The following is a 17,925-nucleotide window of genomic DNA, read 5'->3' as shown; positions in this document are numbered from 1 at the left end:
AGTCGGTGATCTCGTAGCGACGTCGGCTCATGATTCGTCCTCCTCAATCAGAAGGAATCACGCATCGCCAATTCAGGGAATCCCCTTTTATGAGTTTGTGACCTAGTGCGCCGTCGCCGGTCACGAAAGCGAACCATGGGCGCGATTGGATGCGAAACAACTTGCAATCATGTCGCAGTTTCCGCCATTTAATGCGCCAGCAGTTTCCTGGCTGGGTATGAACGTGACCCCGGTACATGCTGCGCTAGAAACGAACTGATAACATGGAGGACTCCACGCAGATGGAACGTCGTAATTTTCTGAAGGGCGCCGCGATAGCCGGCGTCGGTGCCGCAACACTGGCCGCCCCGGCCATCGCGCAGAGCAGCAAGACGATGACCATCGTCTCGACCTGGCCGCGTGACTTCCCCGGGCTGGGCATTTCCGCACAGCGGCTGGCGGCGCGTATCACCGAGCTGTCGCAGGGTGCGCTGAACGTCGAATATTTCGCTGCTGGCGAGCGTGTCGGTGCCTTCGACGTGTTTGACGAAGTGGCGTCCGGCAACAGTCAGGCCTACATCGCGGCCGACTATTACTGGGTCGGCAAGCACCCGGGCTTCGCCTACTTCACCGCTGTGCCGTTCGGCATGACCACGGTCGAGTGGAACGCCTGGATCAAGTTTGCTGGCGGTCAGGCGCTGTGGGACAAGATCTCCGGTGAATTCGGCCTGAAGGCGCTGCCGTGCGGCGCGACCGGCACGCAGGCCGGTGGCTGGTTCAACAAGGAAATCGAGAGCGCTGACGACCTGAAGGGTCTGAAGATGCGTATTCCGGGCCTGGGCGGTTCGGTGATGTCCAAGCTGGGCGTCTCGACGGTGTCCCTGCCGGGTGGTCAGATCTATGAAAACCTCGTCTCCGGCGCGATCGATGCCACCGAGTGGGTTGGCCCGTACAACGACTATTTCATGAAGTTCTACGAAGCTGCCAACTTCTACTATACCGGTGGCATGCACGAGCCGGGCGGCGGACTGTCCTTCGGCATGAACGCTTCATGGTGGGGCTCGCTGACGGACTGGGAAAAGGCGATTATCGAAGCCGCGTGCATGGAAGAGCATGCCGCACAGTTCGAGGAAGCCATGGCCAAGAACGGCGAATACATGGCCAAGCTGGTCAACGATCACGGCGTCAAGGTCCGCGCGTTCAACGACGATGTCTGGGATTCCTTCGGTGAAGCTTCGGAGGAAGTCTTCGCGGAAACCCGCGATCACTCGCCGCTGGCTGCCGAGATCGACGATTCCTTCCAGGCTGCGCTGCGTGACATTGGCGGTACGATGGCGAAGTTCGAAACGACCTTTGTCAATCAGCGTAACCGCGTGCTGGGCCTGACCTGATCGGCCGCATGTGATGAAACGGAAAAGGGCGGGATGAACATCCCGCCCTTTTTCACATCGCAGCTACCTTCCGCCGCATTCGTTACTTCCTTTTCTGACCGGATCGATTGACCCATGAGCAGCAAGGCTGAGAGCGTTTCCGTTCCCCTCTACGGCAATCCAGCCCCGGGCGTCCGCATTTTCGGATGGGGCATGATGGCCGTTCTGGCCGGTTTCCTGATCAACAACATCCTGACGGTGGCGTTCGATTTTCCGGGAACCGGATCTCTGATTGACGGCTTCACGGGCCTGGCACTGGTTCAACTGGCCGTCTATCTGGTCGCCATCGCGGTCGCGGTCATGTTTGTGCTGCGAACGCCGGATCGTGCGCTGAGGTGGGACGCGCATACGCTCCATCATTTCAATCTCTACCTGATCCGGGCGTGTTTCTGGGTTGTCGTGTTTATCGGTGTCGCCGATACCGCCATTGCATTTGCCCGCGTCGAAAGCCTGTTCGATCCCTATCTCGCGGAAGAAACGGTACGCGCACTGAGTCGCTCGCGCTGGGTTGGCTGGAACGTGCATCTGCCGCTGGTTGTCGCCGGTTTTGTCGTCGCGATATTCACGCGCACGCTCGGTTTCACCTGGCTGGCCCTGCTGATCGTGGTGGCGGAACTGGCCATTGTCATCACCCGCTTCGTTTTCTCTTACGAGCAGGCGCTGATGGGCGACCTTGTGCGCTACTGGTATGCGGCCCTGTTCCTGTTTGCGTCAGCCTATACGCTGTTTGACGAAGGTCATGTGCGTGTCGATGTGCTCTATTCCGGCTTCGGCCTGACCACGCGCGGCATGGTCAATGCCATCGGGGCGATCCTGCTGGGCATGACGACCTGCTGGGTCATCATCTGGATCGGCTTCGACGGCAAGCAGTCGATCATCAACAGCCCGATCGCCAATTTCGAGATCACGCAGACCGGCGGTACCGGCATGTTCATCAAATATCAGATGGCTGCGTTTCTGGGCGTTTTCGCGGTGACAATGCTGATCCAGTTCATCAGCTACCTGTTCGAAGCCGTGGCCGACTATCGCAGCCAGCCGGGTCATCGCGAACCCGCGCCGGTCGCGCATTGAGGGGATAGCGATTCATGGAACTGTTTTTCCTCGCACTGCTGGTCCTGATCATGGCCTTTGCGCTGGGCTCGGGCTTCCCCGTGGCCTTCGCACTGCCCGGAGCGGCGATTATCAGCATCGGTCTGGCTGCGGCATCAGGGTACGTTTTCACCGGCGACACCGACAGCTTCTTCCACTCGGGCGGACCGTCGCAGTGGCTCTCGGCCGGGGTGACCAACCTTCGAGGGGTCTATTGGGAGGTCGAGCGGGATACGCTCATAGCGATTCCGTTGTTCATCTTCATGGGCATCATGCTGCAGCGCTCCAAGATCGCAGAGGATCTGCTGGTCACGATGGCGCAACTGTTCGGTCCGGTCCCGGGCGGTCTGGGTATCTCGGTGGTCTTCGTGGGCGCACTGCTGGCGGCGACGACCGGCATTGTCGGTGCGACCGTCGTGGCCATGGGGCTGATCTCGCTGCCTGCCATGCTGCGCAACAACTACTCGCCATCGCTGGCGACGGGCACGATCGCCGCGTCCGGCACGCTGGGGCAGATCATACCACCGTCGATCGTGCTGATCATCCTGGCTGACCAGCTTGCCTCTGCCACCGATCAGGCCAGCACCGCGCGCAAGAACCTGTTCCGTGACTCCACCGGCGAACTGTCGATGCCGTCGATCTATGACGTTGCCTCGACCAGCGCGGGCGAGATGTTCCTGGGTGCCTTCATTCCCGGCATGGTGCTGGTCGGGCTTTACATGCTCTACATTCTGGTGTTTGCGCTGATCCGGCCGAAGAGCGCACCCGCCGTCCGCTTCGAGGGCAAGTTCGATTTCGCCTTCGGCCGCCAGGTCTTCCTGACCCTGGTGCCGCCACTGGCCCTGATCTTCCTCGTGCTTGGCTCGATCCTGACCGGGATAGCGACGGTCAATCAGGCCGGTGCCATCGGTGCTGCCGGGGCGCTGATCATGGCGGGCTACCGCCTCAGCGATGTGCCGGGCCTGCTGAAGTACATGCCGGCCCTGCTGGCTATCGCCTCGTTCGCCGTGATGGGTTATGCGCTCTCGAACTACGAGATGAACATCAAGGCCGCGACCAGCGCCGAAGACAATTTCGGTATCGCGGTAGGCGTGGTCGGTGCGCTGATGCTGATCGTCGCCCTGTGCTGGAGCGGTATCCGCGTCCTGAAAATCGACAACACGCTGCACGCTGTGATGCTGGAGACCGCCAAGACAACCTCGCTGGTGTTCATCATCCTGCTGGGCGCGGCCATGCTGACTGCCGCTTTCCGGGCGTTCGGCGGCGAAGAACTGGTGCGCGATTTTCTAGGCGCGCTGCCGGGTGGTTTCTGGACTCAGTTCATCATCGTTATGCTGGTGATCTTCATCCTCGGTTTCTTCCTCGACTTCATCGAGATCGCCGTGGTCGTGGTCCCCATCGTCGCGCCGATCCTGCTGGCCGATCCGTCAGCCAACATCACCGCCGTCTGGCTGGGCGTGATGATCGGTCTGAACATCCAGACGTCCTTCCTGACACCGCCTTTCGGGTTCGCGTTGTTCTATCTACGCGGTGTCGCTCCGGCGGTCGTCAAGACCGTGCAGATGTACAAGGGCGTCGTCGCCTTCATCTCGTTGCAGCTGATCGCGCTGGCCATTGTCGGTACCTTCCCGCAACTTGTGAATTATCTGCCGAACCGCGTGAGCTTCCTGTCGGATACCTCGCCGCCGCCTCGCAATCCGAAACTGCAGTTCTGCCTGGAGGAATATGTCCACGACCATCTGGCGACGGACAACGGGCAGACAGTCAACGCGATTTCCGCAGCCGAGAAGCTGAACCTTACGGTGTTGCCAAGGTCGCTTGAGAGCGATCTGGAGAAGTCCATTGCCGACGGCCGCGTGGCGATCACCGCGCTGGATGAGGTCTTCGCCACAGAGGATGCGGTTCAGGCCGCCGCCGCCGACTATCGTCCGGATCATTCGAAGGTCCGCCGGATAGAGAAGGACATCCGTGAGTTGCAGGAGATGGATGACGATCTGAAAACGCGCATCAGCAGGCTTCGAGGCGACGATCAACAGGCTTTGAAGGCTGAACTGGAGCAGGAGCGCGAGGCGGTGCAGTCCGAGATCGAGGAAGTCCGCGCCCGTGTTCCCGCCGACTGGGATGAGAAGTACGGCACTTTCAGTCGGCTGACCAAGGCCGAAGAAGCGGCTCGCCGTCAGTATCAACGCTCTGCTGACAATGCCTACGATGGTGCCTCGAAAGTCCTGGCGATCCTGGATGACACCGAAGCGTTCAAAGGACTGCGCGACGAACTGATGTCGGTGCAGCGCACGATCGAGTCCGCCGGTTCCGAACAGGCCGAGGAGCGGATCAAGGACGTCGAGGCGATGTTCCGCGATGTCGAGGGCGCCGATGAGGTGAAGAGCGCACTGGCCAAGGCGCGCCGGGCCATGAAGGTGCGCGGTAATGCCGAACCGGATCGCGAAAAGGCGCTGGAAGAATTCCGGGACGCCGTGGCCGAATACGAAGAGCAGATCGTCTGGCGGGAGGCTGCGCAGGGCGATCTGCGCAACGGTATTGCTGCCTATCTGGATGGCATCCGCGACACGTTGGGGGCACGTTCACAGCCGCGTCTGTCGCGCGAGCAGGCCCTGTTCATCGCGGCCTGCAATTCGGCGCATCGGGACATTTCGCTGAACTTCTGACGGTTTCGCGCTTTCGCGCGGTGCCCGGCTGTCGCACACTGCCGTCCTGCTGACCGGGGAGGACGACAGAATGGCGGGTGCAATCAGGTTCACCGAGATGGAGCAGGTGATCTACGGAAAACCTGCGGCGCAGGCCGTGGCGAAAGAGGCGCGCAGGCTTGGCAAGTCGCGGGTCTTTATCATCGCAGGCAAGACCATGAACGAGACCACCGACGAGGTGGATCGCATGGCCGACGCGCTCGGTGACGCCTACGCGGGCCGGTTTGCCGGGATCCCGCCGCATTCACCGCGCGATGCGGTGGTTGAGGCCGCGAACGCGGCTCGCGATGCCGGGACGGACCTGCTGGTGACGTTCGGCGGTGGCTCCGTCACCGATGGCACCAAGGTGATCCAGGTCTGTCTGGAACATGACGTCACCGACATGGCCCAACTGGACGACTACTGCATCCGCACGACCGATGACGGCAAGGTGCAGATGCCGGAACTGCGGCCATCGAGTGTCCGCCAGATCAGCGTGCCGACCACGCTCTCGGGCGGCGAGTTCAACCCGCTAGGCGGCTGCACGGACCCGCGCATCAAGGTGAAGCAGGGCTACCGCCACCCGTCTCTGGTGCCGGTATCGGTGATCCTGGATCCGGCACCGACGGTACATACGCCCGAGTGGGTGTTCCTCTCGACCGGCATCCGGGCCGTGGATCACTGCGTGGAGGCGCTGTGCAGCCCGGAGGCGAACCATTACTGCGATGCCGACGCGCTGCATGCGATCCGTCTGCTGTCGTCAGCTCTGCCGCGCGTGAAGGCCGATCCTTCGGACATGGATGCCCGGCTCGACTGTCTGATCGGCGCATGGCTGGCGATGACAGCGGTCATCGCCGGGGTACCGATGGGTGCCAGCCACGCGATCGGTCACATTTTGGGCGGGACCTGCGATGTGCCGCACGGCTATACCAGTTGCATCATGATGCCCGCCGTTCTGCGCTGGAACGCCGAAGAGCCGGCGCTGGCCGAGCGCCAGAAGATCGTCGCCGAGGCCTTCGGCAAGCCCGGTGCTGCTGCCGGTGACGCTGTCCGGGCATTCGTCGCCGGGCTGGGACTGCCCGGGACGCTGGGCGAAGTGGGCGTCAGTGCGGACCAGTACGATCTGATTGCGAAGAACAGCCTGCATGACAGGTGGCTGCATACCAATCCGCGCAAGGTGAACGGCGCGGACGATGTGATTCGCCTGCTGGAACTCGCCTCTTGATTGACAATACGCCTGCATAAAGTAAGGTTTTGATATTATCAACTATCGAACCTTTTTTGAGGCGACATGAACCCCGACCCGCTCGACAGGAATCTCGGATTCCTGATCAATGACGTTGCCCGCATCCTGCGCCGCGAGTTCGGACGCCGCATGCGGGATATGGACCTGACGCGCTCGCAATGGTGGGTGATGGTGCATCTCATCCGCTTCGATGGATACAATCAGACCCAGTTGGCCGAAGAGCTGGACATCGGGAAGGTGGCGCTGGGCGGACTGCTGGACCGCCTCGAAGCGCGCGGCTGGATCGAGAGGCGGCCCGATGCCTCTGATCGCAGGGCGAAACGGGTCTTTCTGACGGAAACCGGACGGCCCCTGATCTCGGAAATGCAGGATCGCGCGCGCGATGTTCACCGGCAGATGGTGGCGGGGTTCGATCCGGTTGAACGGGATCAACTGGTCGACCTTTTGCTGCGCGCAAAGAAGAATTTTGCCGCGTTATCATGACGCTGACCCTCACATCCCGTCCCGACATCCCAATATGTCAGGTGTGATAATCGTTGCAGACCCAAGCTTGCCGTTAGGGTAAACTGGGTTTGTTGATATGGCGGCGTGCCTTCATGGAAACGCCGGTTGACGTGCCGCCTGTCTGTGTTGTCGGGATCCCATGCGATGGATCGAACAAGCGGACGGGTGATGGTGAAGTTTGGATTGGTAGAGTTTGGCAGGTCGTGTCCATCGACCAAGAGGCAGGTACTATGAATCGCGATCAGATCTCGATCACGACCGGGATGGCAGAGTCCGGTCACGAATTCCTGGATGTCATTGACGCGTCAGGTCTGGGCAGCGTTGTCGTGGATCACGGCACGCTGCTGCTGACGGCCGATTACGTGCGGCAGGGGCCGGACCTGGTGCTGGTCGGCGCGGACGGTGAAAAGGTCCTGATCGTCGGCTTCTTCGATTCCGAGACGCCGCCCAACCTGTTCACGGTGAACGGTGCCGAGGTGACCGGGCATCTTGCATCCATTCTGGCCGGACCCAGGGCCGACGGCTTCGCACAGGCAGGGGGCGATCTGGGTGAACCCATCGGTGCGGTGGATTCAGCGGACGGCACTGTCTTTGTCAGCCGTGCGGATGGCAGCCGTTCGCAGCTGTCCGTCGGCGATCCGGTCTATCAGGATGATGTCATCGAGACCGACGGCGACGGGGCCGTCGGCCTGCGCTTTGTCGATGATACGACCTTCTCGATCGGCGGCGACGCGCGGATGGTGATCGACGATTTCGTCTATGATCCCTCGGCAAGCACCGGCAATGCAGTGGTCAACGTGCTGCAGGGCTCGTTCTCGTTCGTGTCCGGCGCGGTCGCCCAGACGGGCGACGACGCGCTGACGGTGAAGACCCCTGTTCTCACCATCGGTATCCGTGGCACCTACGTGACGGGCAAGGGCGGACAGGAAGGCGAGACCACCGAAGTCATCAACCTGCCCGACGACAATGGGGTGGTCGGCAGCATCTTCGCATCCAATCAGGGAGGCGGTGTGCTGCTGAACCAGGCATTTCAGGGCACCCAGACGAACAGCATCTTCCAGGCTCCCGGCCCGCCGCGTATCTACAGCCGCGACGAGATCGAACAGGGATTCGGGAACGCCCTGGACTTTCTGCCCAGCACGCCCGGCGTGAACACGCAGAACCGCCAGCGCAACAATGATGGCGATGACCGCAACGACGGCGGCGGAGACGCATCGGATGACGGCGAGGATGGTGCCGACGATTTTGAAGGTTCTGACGAGTCCGGCGATGAAGAGGGATCCGAGGAAGAAGGGGATGCCGAATCTGAATCCGGCTCGGAGGGCGAGGAAACCGTCGAGGCGGCCAGCGGCAGCGGTTTCAAGGTCACGCAGGGGGCTGGGACGCAAACAGACGCCGACGGTCAGAAATTCGCCGATGCGAACGCCAAGGCGATCAAGGATGCGAACAACCCGAAGACTGGCGATACGCCACCGCCGGGCGCGGGTTCCGATTCACCCCCGCCCGATGACCCCTCGGATGACGATGAAGTGGTTGTTGATGACGATGACGACACGGGAAACAACGTCGCATCCGACAATGACGACACCCTTGACGGTTCCGAGGATGACGATGACATCGACGCCCAGGCTGGCAACGACCGGGTTTCGGGCAATGGCGGCAATGACACGCTGCTCGGCAATGTCGGAAACGACAGCCTGAACGGCGGCGCAGGCGATGACAGCCTGGACGGTGGCGGTGGAGACGACACGCTGAACGGCGGGCAGGGTGCAGACACGCTGGTGGGCGGCGAAGGCACCGATGCCGCCGACTTTTCGGGCACGATCGGGCGTATCACGGTTGATCTGGCTGCGGGCACAGTCGTCGACGGCTTCGGCGATTCCGACGTCATCTCCGGCGTTGAGGTTATTCTCGGCTCGGCTTTCGACGATCAGATTTCGGGCGATGGCGCGGCCAATACCCTGTCCGGAGGCGCGGGCGCGGACTCACTGGATGGTGGCGCAGGCGCGGATTCGCTGGATGGCGGCACTGGCAACGATACGCTGGCAGGCGGTGACGGTGCCGATACGCTGTCCGGCGGTGCGGGTGATGATCTCTACATCATCAGCGAAGGGCGGCTCGACATATCGGAGGAGACTTCGGTGCCGGAGGGCGCGGCAGGCGCTTCCGCCAACCCGGCCAACGTGAACAGTGCGATCGTCGACGACGATGTGTTCCTGGAAGGCAATTTCATCGCAATCGGCGTCTCCGGCGGCGGGTCGTTTGGCACCGACAACACGGCACCGCCGGGGTTCAATGTCGCGCCGTCAGTCGGCAATCGGCTGGGCATGTTCGTCGACCAGGACGGCTTCGGCGTGGGCGAGCCGCCGAACACCGCGGATTTCTTTTTGCCCGGGGCGCCCGAGGAAGGCTTCACCCTCGGCTATCGGATCGGCGGGACGTCGAGCAACTTCACGAATGCGGAAAGGTCCGGTTCGAACGAAGTGACCAATCTGGCCGCCCAGAACCAGAGCGCAGGCGACACGCTGCAGGCGTTCTATCAGGGCGAGGCATCGGGCGCGGGCGGCGACAGCCTGCGGGTCGATCAGACGGTGCTTTTCACCGAAGACGACAAGTTCTTCCAGACCAACATCACCCTGACCAACACTGGGTCTGTGGCGCTGGATGACGTGCGTTACATGCGCAGTTTCGACCCGGATCAGGAATCCAGCGGCTCCGTGGGTGGCGCAGGGCCGACGACATTGAACACGATCATCAATCAGCCGGGCGACGGTGGCAGCGATAATCTGGCGATTGTCAGCGCGGCCGGTCGCAAGAGTGGAACCAATGAACTCGGCGATCCGTTCTTCTTCCTGGCTGACGATGCGCGCGCCCGCGTCAGCACCTTCGGGTTCTCGAACCGCGATGCGTTCGATCCCACGGCCTTCGACACGCCTCAGGCTGAGGGCACGGCGATCGAATCCGATCAGGCGATCGTCATCACCTTCGATGTCGGCACGCTGAATCCGGGTCAGACCGCTACCTTCACCTTCTTCAGCAGCCTGGACCAGAATCTGGAAGCCTCCATCGAGGCGATCACGGGCGGTGATGACACCATCATTGAGGCGGCCGGTGGTGGCACCGATACCGTGCAGAGCGATATCGGCATCACCCTGGCTGACAATGTCGAGAACCTGGTGCTGGTGGGCGCGAACAACATCGACGGGGTGGGCAATGCGGGTGACAACGTCATCACGGGCAATGCGGCGGTGAACATCATTCAGGGTGAAGCCGGCAATGACACGCTGAACGGCGACTCCGGCAATGACGTCCTGTTCGGCGGCGACGGCAATGACCGGATCGTCGGCGGCCTTGGCCGGGACAACATGACCGGCGGCGCGGGCGGCGACACGTTTGCGGTGGTATCGACCGCGGACGGTGCGACGGTCGCCGCGAACCAGACCGTCGCCGCTGCCGGTGTGGCTGTCGATCTGATCAACGATTTCCAGTCCGGTGTAGACGAGTTCACGTTCGATCCCTCCGGCGGATTCACTGTCAGCAGCCTTGTGACCATCGGGGTCGCCTATGACGGTACCAATTCCGGTCTGGAAACGGGCGAGACGTTCGTCTTCGACGGCACGCATCTGATTCACGATGCGGACGTGAACGCCGCCGGTTACACGGTGGTGGCCGAGGTTCGGGGCGACGCCGTTGCAGCGGCGGACATCAAGCTGGAAGCCGCCTGACAGCCCGTCGGTGCGCTCGTCACGCCAAGCCGTACCGTCCTTGGTGGATCGCCGACCCGTCCGTGACCATTTCAGTCAGACGCCGGAACGCATCAACTGTTCCGGGCCATCATGTCCTTGGCGATGATCTGCTTCATGATCTCGGCGGATCCGCCGGCGATGCGTGACATGCGGCTGTCGGCCCAGGCCTGCGCGATCGGGTATTCCCACATGTAGCCCGCGCCACCATGCAGTTGCAGGCATTCGTCCAGCGTGCGGCACTGCAGGTCGGTGGCGTTCATCTTGGCCATGGCCGCGTCCTCCGCGGTCAGCTTGCCGTCGATATGCAGTTCAAGGCACCGGTCCACGAAAGTCCGCAGCATCGCGGCGTGGGACTGTAGTTCGGCCAGTTTGAACTGCGTGTTCTGGAACGACAGGATCGACTTGCCGAACGCCTTCCGGTCCCGTGTGTAGTCCAGCGTCCACTTGATCGCGCCTTCGACGACCGCCGCACCGCGAACGGCCTGGATCAGCCGTTCCTGCGGCAACTGGCTGACCAGCTGGATGAAACCCTTGCCCTCTTCCGGACCCAGCAGGTTCTCGCGCGGCACCCGGACATTGTCGAAGAACAGTTCCGAGGTGTCCTGCGCATGCATCCCGATCTTTTCGAGGTTTTTCCCGCGTGAGAAGCCCTCGCGCGTCGCTTCGACCAGGATCAGGCTGATTCCGCGCCAGCCTTCCGACGGATCGGTCTTGCAGGCGACGATGATCAGGTCGGCAAGCTGACCGTTGGAGATATAGACCTTCTGCCCGTTGATGACATAGTCGTCGCCATCCCTTTTGGCCGTTGTCTGAATTCCCTGAAGATCGGATCCTGCACCGGGTTCGGTCATCGCGATCGCGCCGATGATTTCGCCTGCGGTCATCCGGGGCAGCCAGGTCTGCTGCTGTTCCTTCGAGCCGTAGTGCTGAAGGTACGGACAGATGATGTCGGAATGCAGCGGGAAGTTGGGACCGGACGCATTGGTCTTGCCCATCTCCTCGATCACGATGGCGGCGTGCAGGAAGTTCCCGCCGAGTCCACCCATCTCGTCGGGGATGGCGGTGTTCAGCAGCCCCGCCGAGCCGGCCTTGCGCCAGACATCCCGGCTGACGACACCGTCATTTTCCCACTGGCGATGATGCGGTGCGACCTCCTTTTCCAGGAAGTTGGCGACGGTCGCGCGAAAGGTCTCGTGTTCGTCCTGAAAGACTGTGCGTGGAATCATGTCGGGTCAGCGTCCGTTGAATACAGGTTTTTCCTTGGCGACAAAGGCTTTCGTCGCGTTCTTGTGGTCCTCGGTCTCGCCGGCCAGTGTGTGGTGCATGGCCTCCATATCGAGGCAGCGGGCGAGGGATTCGTTCTCGGCGGCGTTCATGTTGCGCTTCATGTAGCCCAGCGCGACGCTTGGGCCCGTCGCCAGCTGTTCGGCCAGTGCCATCGTTTCTTCTTCCAGCCTGTCGTCGGGCACGACGCGGTTGACGATGCCCAGACGCAGGGCTTCCTCTGACTTGACCTTCGCCGCCGTGTAATAGAGCTCACGCGCCTTCGCCGTGCCGACGAGATGGCTGAGGAAATAGCTGCCGCCGAAGTCGCCCGCATATCCCACGTTGGCGAAGGCGGTCGTGAAGGTCAGCGTGTCCGAGGCGATGCGCATGTCGCATGACAGTCCGATGGACATGCCCGCGCCCGCGATCGGCCCGCGCACCATCGCGATGGTCGGCTTGGGCATTTCATGCAGCAGCCTGGAAATCTCCATCTTGCCGCGCAGGGCGTTGGCCTTGGCCTGAACCGAATTGTCCTCGAACTCGCGGCCCTCGGCCATCGACTTCACGTCGCCGCCGGCGCAGAAGCCCCGGCCTGCGCCCGTGATGACAACGCAGCGGACGGTGCTGTCGTGCCAGAATTCATGCGCATTGGCGACCAGCGCATCCAGCATCTCACCCGACAGGGCGTTCAGACGATCCGGCCGGTTCATGGTCATGATGGCGATGCCGCCGCGTTTCTCCACCAGCAGATGATCGGTCATTTCTGTTCTCCTCTCAGACGTCGGTCAGGTTGAAGCGGACCTGCATCAGGCTGAAGCCGTCCGCGTCGCAATCCAGGTTCAGGGATGCTGCACGCTGTAAAGACTGTGTCTTGTTGGTCATCACGAAGTCCAGTTCGCGCATGCCGGGCTGTTCATCGCCCACGGTCTTGCGGAACCGGACCTGTCCGCCATTGCTCATGGCCATGTCGAAACCGTCATCATCAACCGCACGGGCCGGTACGCCCAGCAAGGACGACCAGGTGGACGCCTGGCGTGCGGGATCCGGGTGGGCGAATTCGACCCCGGTCATGCGGCGGGTAAGGGAAGTATCGACGTGCGCCTTCCAGTCCGGCCCGGCCCATTTCCAGAAACAGTATTCCTCATCCGGGTCGGGCGCGGCGGGGAAACTGTCGACGGACGTGATCACGCCGCCCATGTCGACCGGATGAAAATGGCTGGCCGTCACGTCGTCATGATCGGTGTTCCAGACGCGCCGGATACCCAGCCTGTCGGCATTGTCGCGGATGGCCTGTGCGTCGGTTGTCTGGAAAATCGCCATATATCCGGTATCGCCATGGCGGCGATCCATGTAGCGACCGGCTGCAGTATTCTCCTGTGTCGGGGCGACGATCTCCAGAAAGTCGCCGCCGACGGGAATGACGGCATTGTGCAGGCCGAATTCGCCGACACCGGGATCGCGAAAGGCCGTGGACAGCCCCAGCACGCTCAGCAGGGCGTTCTCCGCGGGTGCGAGCTCGCGCGCCGCAAAGGCAATCTGTCGAAGTCTCATGCAAATATCCTCCCCAACCGCATTCTGCGCCAGTTTCGCTCTGGCCGAAAGTGCGGCGCGGCCGAAGATTGCTCTTCGACCGCGCTCCTCCCCGGACAAGGCCTCCTCCCCAGTCGGCCCAGCGGAAACTTGAATTCAGGTGTTGATCAGGCGGCAGACCTCAACCGTTCTGCGGCCGGTCCGATCTTCTTCAGTTCGGGCATGATCTTCTCGGCGAACAGGGTTGCGTTGCGGACACTCTCGTCATGCGGCATCCCGGCATAGGAGAACACGCCGTTGAAGCCGTCGGCACCGATCTTGTCGGTGATGTTGCGGATCTTTTCCAGGCACATTTCCGGCGTGCCCCAGACCTGCAGGTTCATGAAGAACTCGGTCGCGCCGTCCGGTCCGGCTTTCAGCAGGCTTTCGCGGAACTTCGCGTAATACTCATAGCCCTTCATGTTCTGCATGTGCGCGCCATCGAACTTGTAGTGGTCCATGACCGTCTTCCAGTAGCCGCCGATGTACTGCAGGGCCATTTCGTAGGCCCGGTCCGCATCTTCATCGCAGAACACCCAGCCGCCGGCGATGGGGGCGGGGGCCTCGGTGCCGTTTTCCTCGCGGAAGATGGTGCGATATTCATCCAGTTCGGTCTTCACGTGATCCCAGGGCTTCTGCGGGATGATCAGGATACCGACACCCAGCCGCGCCATGATGCGCGCCGATTCCGGACTGACGGCGGCGGCATAGGTGCGGCCCTTGAAACTCTTGAACGGGTTGGGCCGGATTTCGACACGGGGCTGCTTGTAGTGCTGCCCGTCGTGCTCCAGGAAGCCGGTCTCCAGCCCCTCCAGAACCATTTCCGCCGCCTCGACGAAACGTTCCCGGCTTTCGCCCATGTCGATGCGGAAGCCGTCGAATTCGACCTTGCCCGCACCGCGCCCGATCCCGAGGATGAAGCGGCCTTCGGACATGTTGTCCAGCATCGAGATGTGCTCGGCCGCGCGCACCGGGTCGTGCCAGGGCAGCACCACGACCATGGAGCCGATGCCGATGGTCTTGGAGTGGCCAGCCATGTAGCTCAGGAACATCGTCGGATCCGGGCACATGGTGTAATCGGTGAAGTGATGCTCGACGGACCAGACGGAATCGAAACCCAGGGGTTCGGCCATTTTCGCCAGCGCCATGTCGGCCTGGTAGACCTCATGATCCGTGCGTTCCTTGCCCGGATTCTGAAAGATGACACCCATACCGACATGCATCGGCATTACTCCCTGGTTCCGCTTGGTTACCGTCGAGTAAGAGAATGCACATCATGAGTAGCTGCGTCAAGCGGACGCAACGTGTTCCATGCCTTGGAAAAGTGCAGAAACGCGGGCAAGTGCCTTGATTTTCATCGCAATATCCGGCCCGGCATTTTTTGCCGTATGGGCCTGCGTCAGGCGCGGATCGCCGTGAAGGCGGACATGCTGTTCCCGCGCGATGCGCGATCCCTGCTCTCCTGATAGGCAATGACAGCATCGGCGGCGACATCCGCGCGACGGCTGGCCGGATCGTCGTCCTGCGACAGCCGTTGAACCTCGAACAGCATGGCGATGGCGTGGACCGGGCGGTCGGGCATGCTGACATTCAGCAGCGCATCGGCGAACCCTTCATCGACCCCGGGTACGGCATCGGTCTTCACCACCGGCTGCGGTGCCTGATCACCGTGCGGACGTGTCTGGTCCACAGGCACGACCTGTCGCTGGTGATGCATCCGCAAGGCGGGCAGATATGAGGCATTTTCAATCCGCATACCTCATAAAATAGGCGATGGGGGATGGTAAATAAAGTATTAATGGAAATTTTTAGTTAAAGTCAGGCTGGTGAATATTAACCATTACTGTTAACCATACCACTCTGCAGCCTGTGTTCACTGGGCGAGACCGCCTGTCAGCAGGGACAGAAGCATGATCGCGCCCAGGCCGATGTTGGACTTGAACTTGGCCAGGCAGTCGTCGCGGTCGATGAACAGCACGAAGGTGGTCTGCCAGATGAAATGCAGGATCACCGCAGCGAACGGCAGCAGGAACCAGTGGCTGAATCCCACCTCGCGCGCGGCGGCCCCCCAGAGGACCACGGCAAGGGCGTAGAAGATGCCCACGGCCAGCCGCGAATGCCGCCCCAGACGCCGCGCGGACGATTTCACGCCGATCAGCGCGTCGTCGTCCTTGTCCTGGTGGGCATAGATCGTGTCGTACCCAAGCGTCCAGAACAGCCCGCCGGCATAGAGCAGCACGGCAGGCAGGCCGATATCGTCGGTCACGGCAGCCCATCCCATCAGGGCACCCCAGTTGAAGGTCAGGCCCAGCCAGGCCTGCGGCCACCAGGTGATGCGCTTCATGAAGGGATAGATGGCGACCAGCGCCAGCGATCCGACTCCCAGCCAGATTGCCATCGGTGTCAGTTGCAGCAGGATGATCAGCCCGATCAGCGACAGGCTGATCATCCAGACCACGGCCTGCCGTACCGTGACCTGACCCGAGGGCAGGGGGCGCAGGCGCGTGCGCTCCACCGCGCCGTCATAGTGGCGGTCGGCGATGTCGTTCATCGTGCAGCCCGCGCCGCGCATCACCAGTGCGCCGATGCCGAACAGCGCGAACAGGCGCACGGTTTCCCAGTCGAGGACCGGACGCGCGAGGATCACCGACCACCAGCACGGCCACAGCAGCAGCCAGGTGCCGACGGGCCGGTCGAGACGCGCGAGTTTCAGATAGGGCTTGGCGAAATCCGGCGCGTGGCGATCGACCCAGTTGTCATGGCGCGCGTCCTCGATCACCTCATTCATGGCAGGATCCGCCAGACATCGGTGGACCGGACATCGTTGTCTTCCAGTTCGCGTGTGGTCGGTACCGCATAGTGCGCCAGCTTCTCCATGCCGCTGCTGGGCCGGAAATTCCGCCCCGGATCGCCCATCAGAACCGGACGGCCGCTGGCGGCGAGCACGCGGAACCAGCGCTCCACCCGTTCGGATGTCGGTTGTTCATAGCAAATGTCCGCGGCCAGGACGACGTCACAGCCGTCGAGGTCCGACCCGATGATGTCGTTGGTCAGCAGATCGATCCGGACCGCGTTTGCCGCGGCGTTCAGTCGGATGGCCTCGTGACTGAAGGCATCGATGTCGTTTGCGATGACATGGCCGGCACCGGCCCGCGCCGCGGCCACCGCGACCAGACCCGATCCGGCGGCGAAATCGATCACCCGCTTGCCGCGCACGGTTTCCGGATTGTCCAGAATATAGCGCGCCAGCGCCTGACCGCCGGCCCACGCAAAGGCCCAGTAGGGCGGCGGCAGCCCGGCCTGCTCCAGCGCTTCCTCGGTCATCTGCCACAGCGTTACCGCTTCGGTCGCCAGATGCAGCTTCACTTCCGGCACCAGCGGCGAGGGCAGCAGTTCCGTGTTCTCGACAATGAAGGCGCGCCGGTCGGTGATCATCGGGTTTCCAGAATGCGCAGCGCCGCCCGCGCGTCCGCGCGCAGCCACGCCGGATCATCGTCGTTTGCGGCCCGGGCGCGCAGCGCGGCAACCGTCGCCGGATCGTCCTGTCCCGTCGCGGCCACGGTCCAAATGGCCGACAGGGCTTCGGAAAAATACTTCTCGCTCTCGTTGCGCGGTTCGTCGAAAGGCTGTCCCAGCCAGCTTGCGGGGACCTCGCCTTCGCCGACGCGCCGCAGCGCCCAGGCCAGGATCCAGTGCGCCAGGCGCTGGTGGCTGACCACGGCACGTCCGCCGATCAGTTTGACCTCGCCCTCGGGGAAGGGGCCATTCAGCATCTCGGTGAATATTCTGCCTGTCATGCCCAGCCGGACCGTTCTGTCGACTGAGTCCCTGAGAACCCGTCCGTGCCCCAGATAGCTGCGCCTGTCCGCAAAGTCATCGCGCATTCTCTTCAGGGCGGCGGCGTAGCTGATCCCGTCGTTTCCGCGATGGCCGGACACGCGGAGGGTTTCGGGCAGCGGGTTCGTCTCCGGCGGCGTGTCTGTTGCTTCTGCACAGCGGTTGATCGTTGTGTTCGGCGAAGCGCCCGAGCAAGGCTCCCGTCTCGCCGGCAGACCCCAGACCGCGCCCTGACCGTCGATCGTTCCTGCGACGGTAGGGCGACCGCCGATGATGCGCAGTTCGACGGCCTGACCCGCCTCGAAATGACCGCTCATCCGCCAGCCTGTGCCGGCATCGCGCCACAGACCGTATCGGGCCTCCGAAATCTGGCCCAGAAGCCAGGTCTCGCCGGTCTCGGTGACGCCGATATCGATGGCGGTGATCGCCGGAGGCAGATCGAGATCATGGGCAGTCTCGCCCGAGATCCTGAGCAGGCGCTGTGACTTCCCGGCACCCAGGGCGGAAACAGTCTGAATGGAACCATTCAGACTGTTTTCAAGAATGGCAACTACCTGTGCGAGTTGCGTTATTTC

The 17,925-nt window shown here is 62.3% G+C and carries 14 protein-coding genes; 6 read left to right on the top strand and 8 right to left on the bottom strand.

The window, feature by feature from the left end; genetic code table 11:
* The first annotated feature begins 281 nt into the window (after window positions 1-281).
* The 6 genes from ACN0X7_RS20015 to ACN0X7_RS19990 all read left to right on the top strand — a co-directional run bounded on the left by ACN0X7_RS20015 (window position 282) and on the right by ACN0X7_RS19990 (window position 10,657).
* Window positions 282-1,370 (top strand): TRAP transporter substrate-binding protein, encoded by a 1,089-nt coding sequence (locus ACN0X7_RS20015; RefSeq protein WP_417520237.1) that lies wholly within the window; start codon window positions 282-284, stop codon window positions 1,368-1,370.
* Window positions 1,371-1,484: 114 nt separating this feature from the next.
* Window positions 1,485-2,480 (top strand): TRAP transporter small permease subunit, encoded by a 996-nt coding sequence (locus ACN0X7_RS20010; protein WP_417520236.1) that lies wholly within the window; start codon window positions 1,485-1,487, stop codon window positions 2,478-2,480.
* A gap of 14 nt (window positions 2,481-2,494) precedes the next feature.
* Window positions 2,495-5,164 (top strand): TRAP transporter large permease subunit, encoded by a 2,670-nt coding sequence (locus ACN0X7_RS20005; protein ID WP_417520235.1) that lies wholly within the window; start codon window positions 2,495-2,497, stop codon window positions 5,162-5,164.
* Between the two features lie 70 nt (window positions 5,165-5,234).
* Window positions 5,235-6,407, top strand: coding sequence for an iron-containing alcohol dehydrogenase (locus ACN0X7_RS20000; protein WP_417520234.1), 1,173 nt, complete (start codon window positions 5,235-5,237; stop codon window positions 6,405-6,407).
* Between the two features lie 66 nt (window positions 6,408-6,473).
* Window positions 6,474-6,911 carry a MarR family winged helix-turn-helix transcriptional regulator gene (locus tag ACN0X7_RS19995; RefSeq protein WP_417520233.1) on the top strand — a complete coding sequence of 146 codons (438 nt, stop codon included), beginning with the start codon at window positions 6,474-6,476 and terminating at the stop codon, window positions 6,909-6,911.
* Between the two features lie 251 nt (window positions 6,912-7,162).
* Entirely contained in the window at window positions 7,163-10,657 is a 3,495-nt protein-coding gene (locus tag ACN0X7_RS19990) for a FecR domain-containing protein (protein WP_417520232.1), read from the top strand.
* Between the two features lie 92 nt (window positions 10,658-10,749).
* Here the strand turns inward: ACN0X7_RS19990 and ACN0X7_RS19985 are convergent, their stop codons facing one another.
* From ACN0X7_RS19985 to ACN0X7_RS19950, 8 genes are all read right to left on the bottom strand, one after another.
* The gene (locus tag ACN0X7_RS19985; RefSeq protein ID WP_417520231.1) at window positions 10,750-11,904 is read right to left on the bottom strand and encodes an acyl-CoA dehydrogenase family protein; all 1,155 of its coding nucleotides are present in this window, start codon (window positions 11,902-11,904) and stop codon (window positions 10,750-10,752) included.
* A gap of 6 nt (window positions 11,905-11,910) precedes the next feature.
* Window positions 11,911-12,705 (bottom strand): enoyl-CoA hydratase, encoded by a 795-nt coding sequence (locus ACN0X7_RS19980; RefSeq protein ID WP_417520230.1) that lies wholly within the window; start codon window positions 12,703-12,705, stop codon window positions 11,911-11,913.
* A gap of 13 nt (window positions 12,706-12,718) precedes the next feature.
* Complete coding sequence (locus ACN0X7_RS19975) at window positions 12,719-13,495, bottom strand: VOC family protein (RefSeq protein ID WP_417520229.1); 777 nt, start codon at window positions 13,493-13,495, stop codon at window positions 12,719-12,721.
* A gap of 146 nt (window positions 13,496-13,641) precedes the next feature.
* Window positions 13,642-14,736, bottom strand: coding sequence for an LLM class flavin-dependent oxidoreductase (locus ACN0X7_RS19970; RefSeq protein WP_417520228.1), 1,095 nt, complete (start codon window positions 14,734-14,736; stop codon window positions 13,642-13,644).
* A gap of 176 nt (window positions 14,737-14,912) precedes the next feature.
* Window positions 14,913-15,203, bottom strand: coding sequence for a hypothetical protein (locus ACN0X7_RS19965; protein WP_417520227.1), 291 nt, complete (start codon window positions 15,201-15,203; stop codon window positions 14,913-14,915).
* Window positions 15,204-15,386: 183 nt separating this feature from the next.
* Window positions 15,387-16,301 carry a 4-hydroxybenzoate octaprenyltransferase gene (gene ubiA / locus ACN0X7_RS19960; RefSeq protein ID WP_417520226.1) on the bottom strand — a complete coding sequence of 305 codons (915 nt, stop codon included), beginning with the start codon at window positions 16,299-16,301 and terminating at the stop codon, window positions 15,387-15,389.
* A complete protein-coding gene (locus tag ACN0X7_RS19955; RefSeq protein WP_417520225.1) occupies window positions 16,298-16,948 on the bottom strand; it encodes a class I SAM-dependent methyltransferase in 651 nt (216 codons plus the stop codon). Before ACN0X7_RS19955 ends, ubiA begins: the two co-directional genes overlap by 4 nt.
* Window positions 16,945-17,925, bottom strand: a 981-nt coding sequence (locus tag ACN0X7_RS19950; RefSeq protein ID WP_417520224.1) for a hypothetical protein, incomplete at its 5' end; no start/stop codon positions are given. The genes ACN0X7_RS19950 and ACN0X7_RS19955, both read right to left, overlap by 4 nt.

The organism is Minwuia sp. (assembly GCF_048263705.1).
In the GTDB taxonomy this organism is placed as follows: Bacteria; Pseudomonadota; Alphaproteobacteria; order Minwuiales; family Minwuiaceae; genus Minwuia.
Note: the sequence above shows the minus strand (reverse complement) of the source record. Positions and strands in the feature narration are given on the sequence as shown.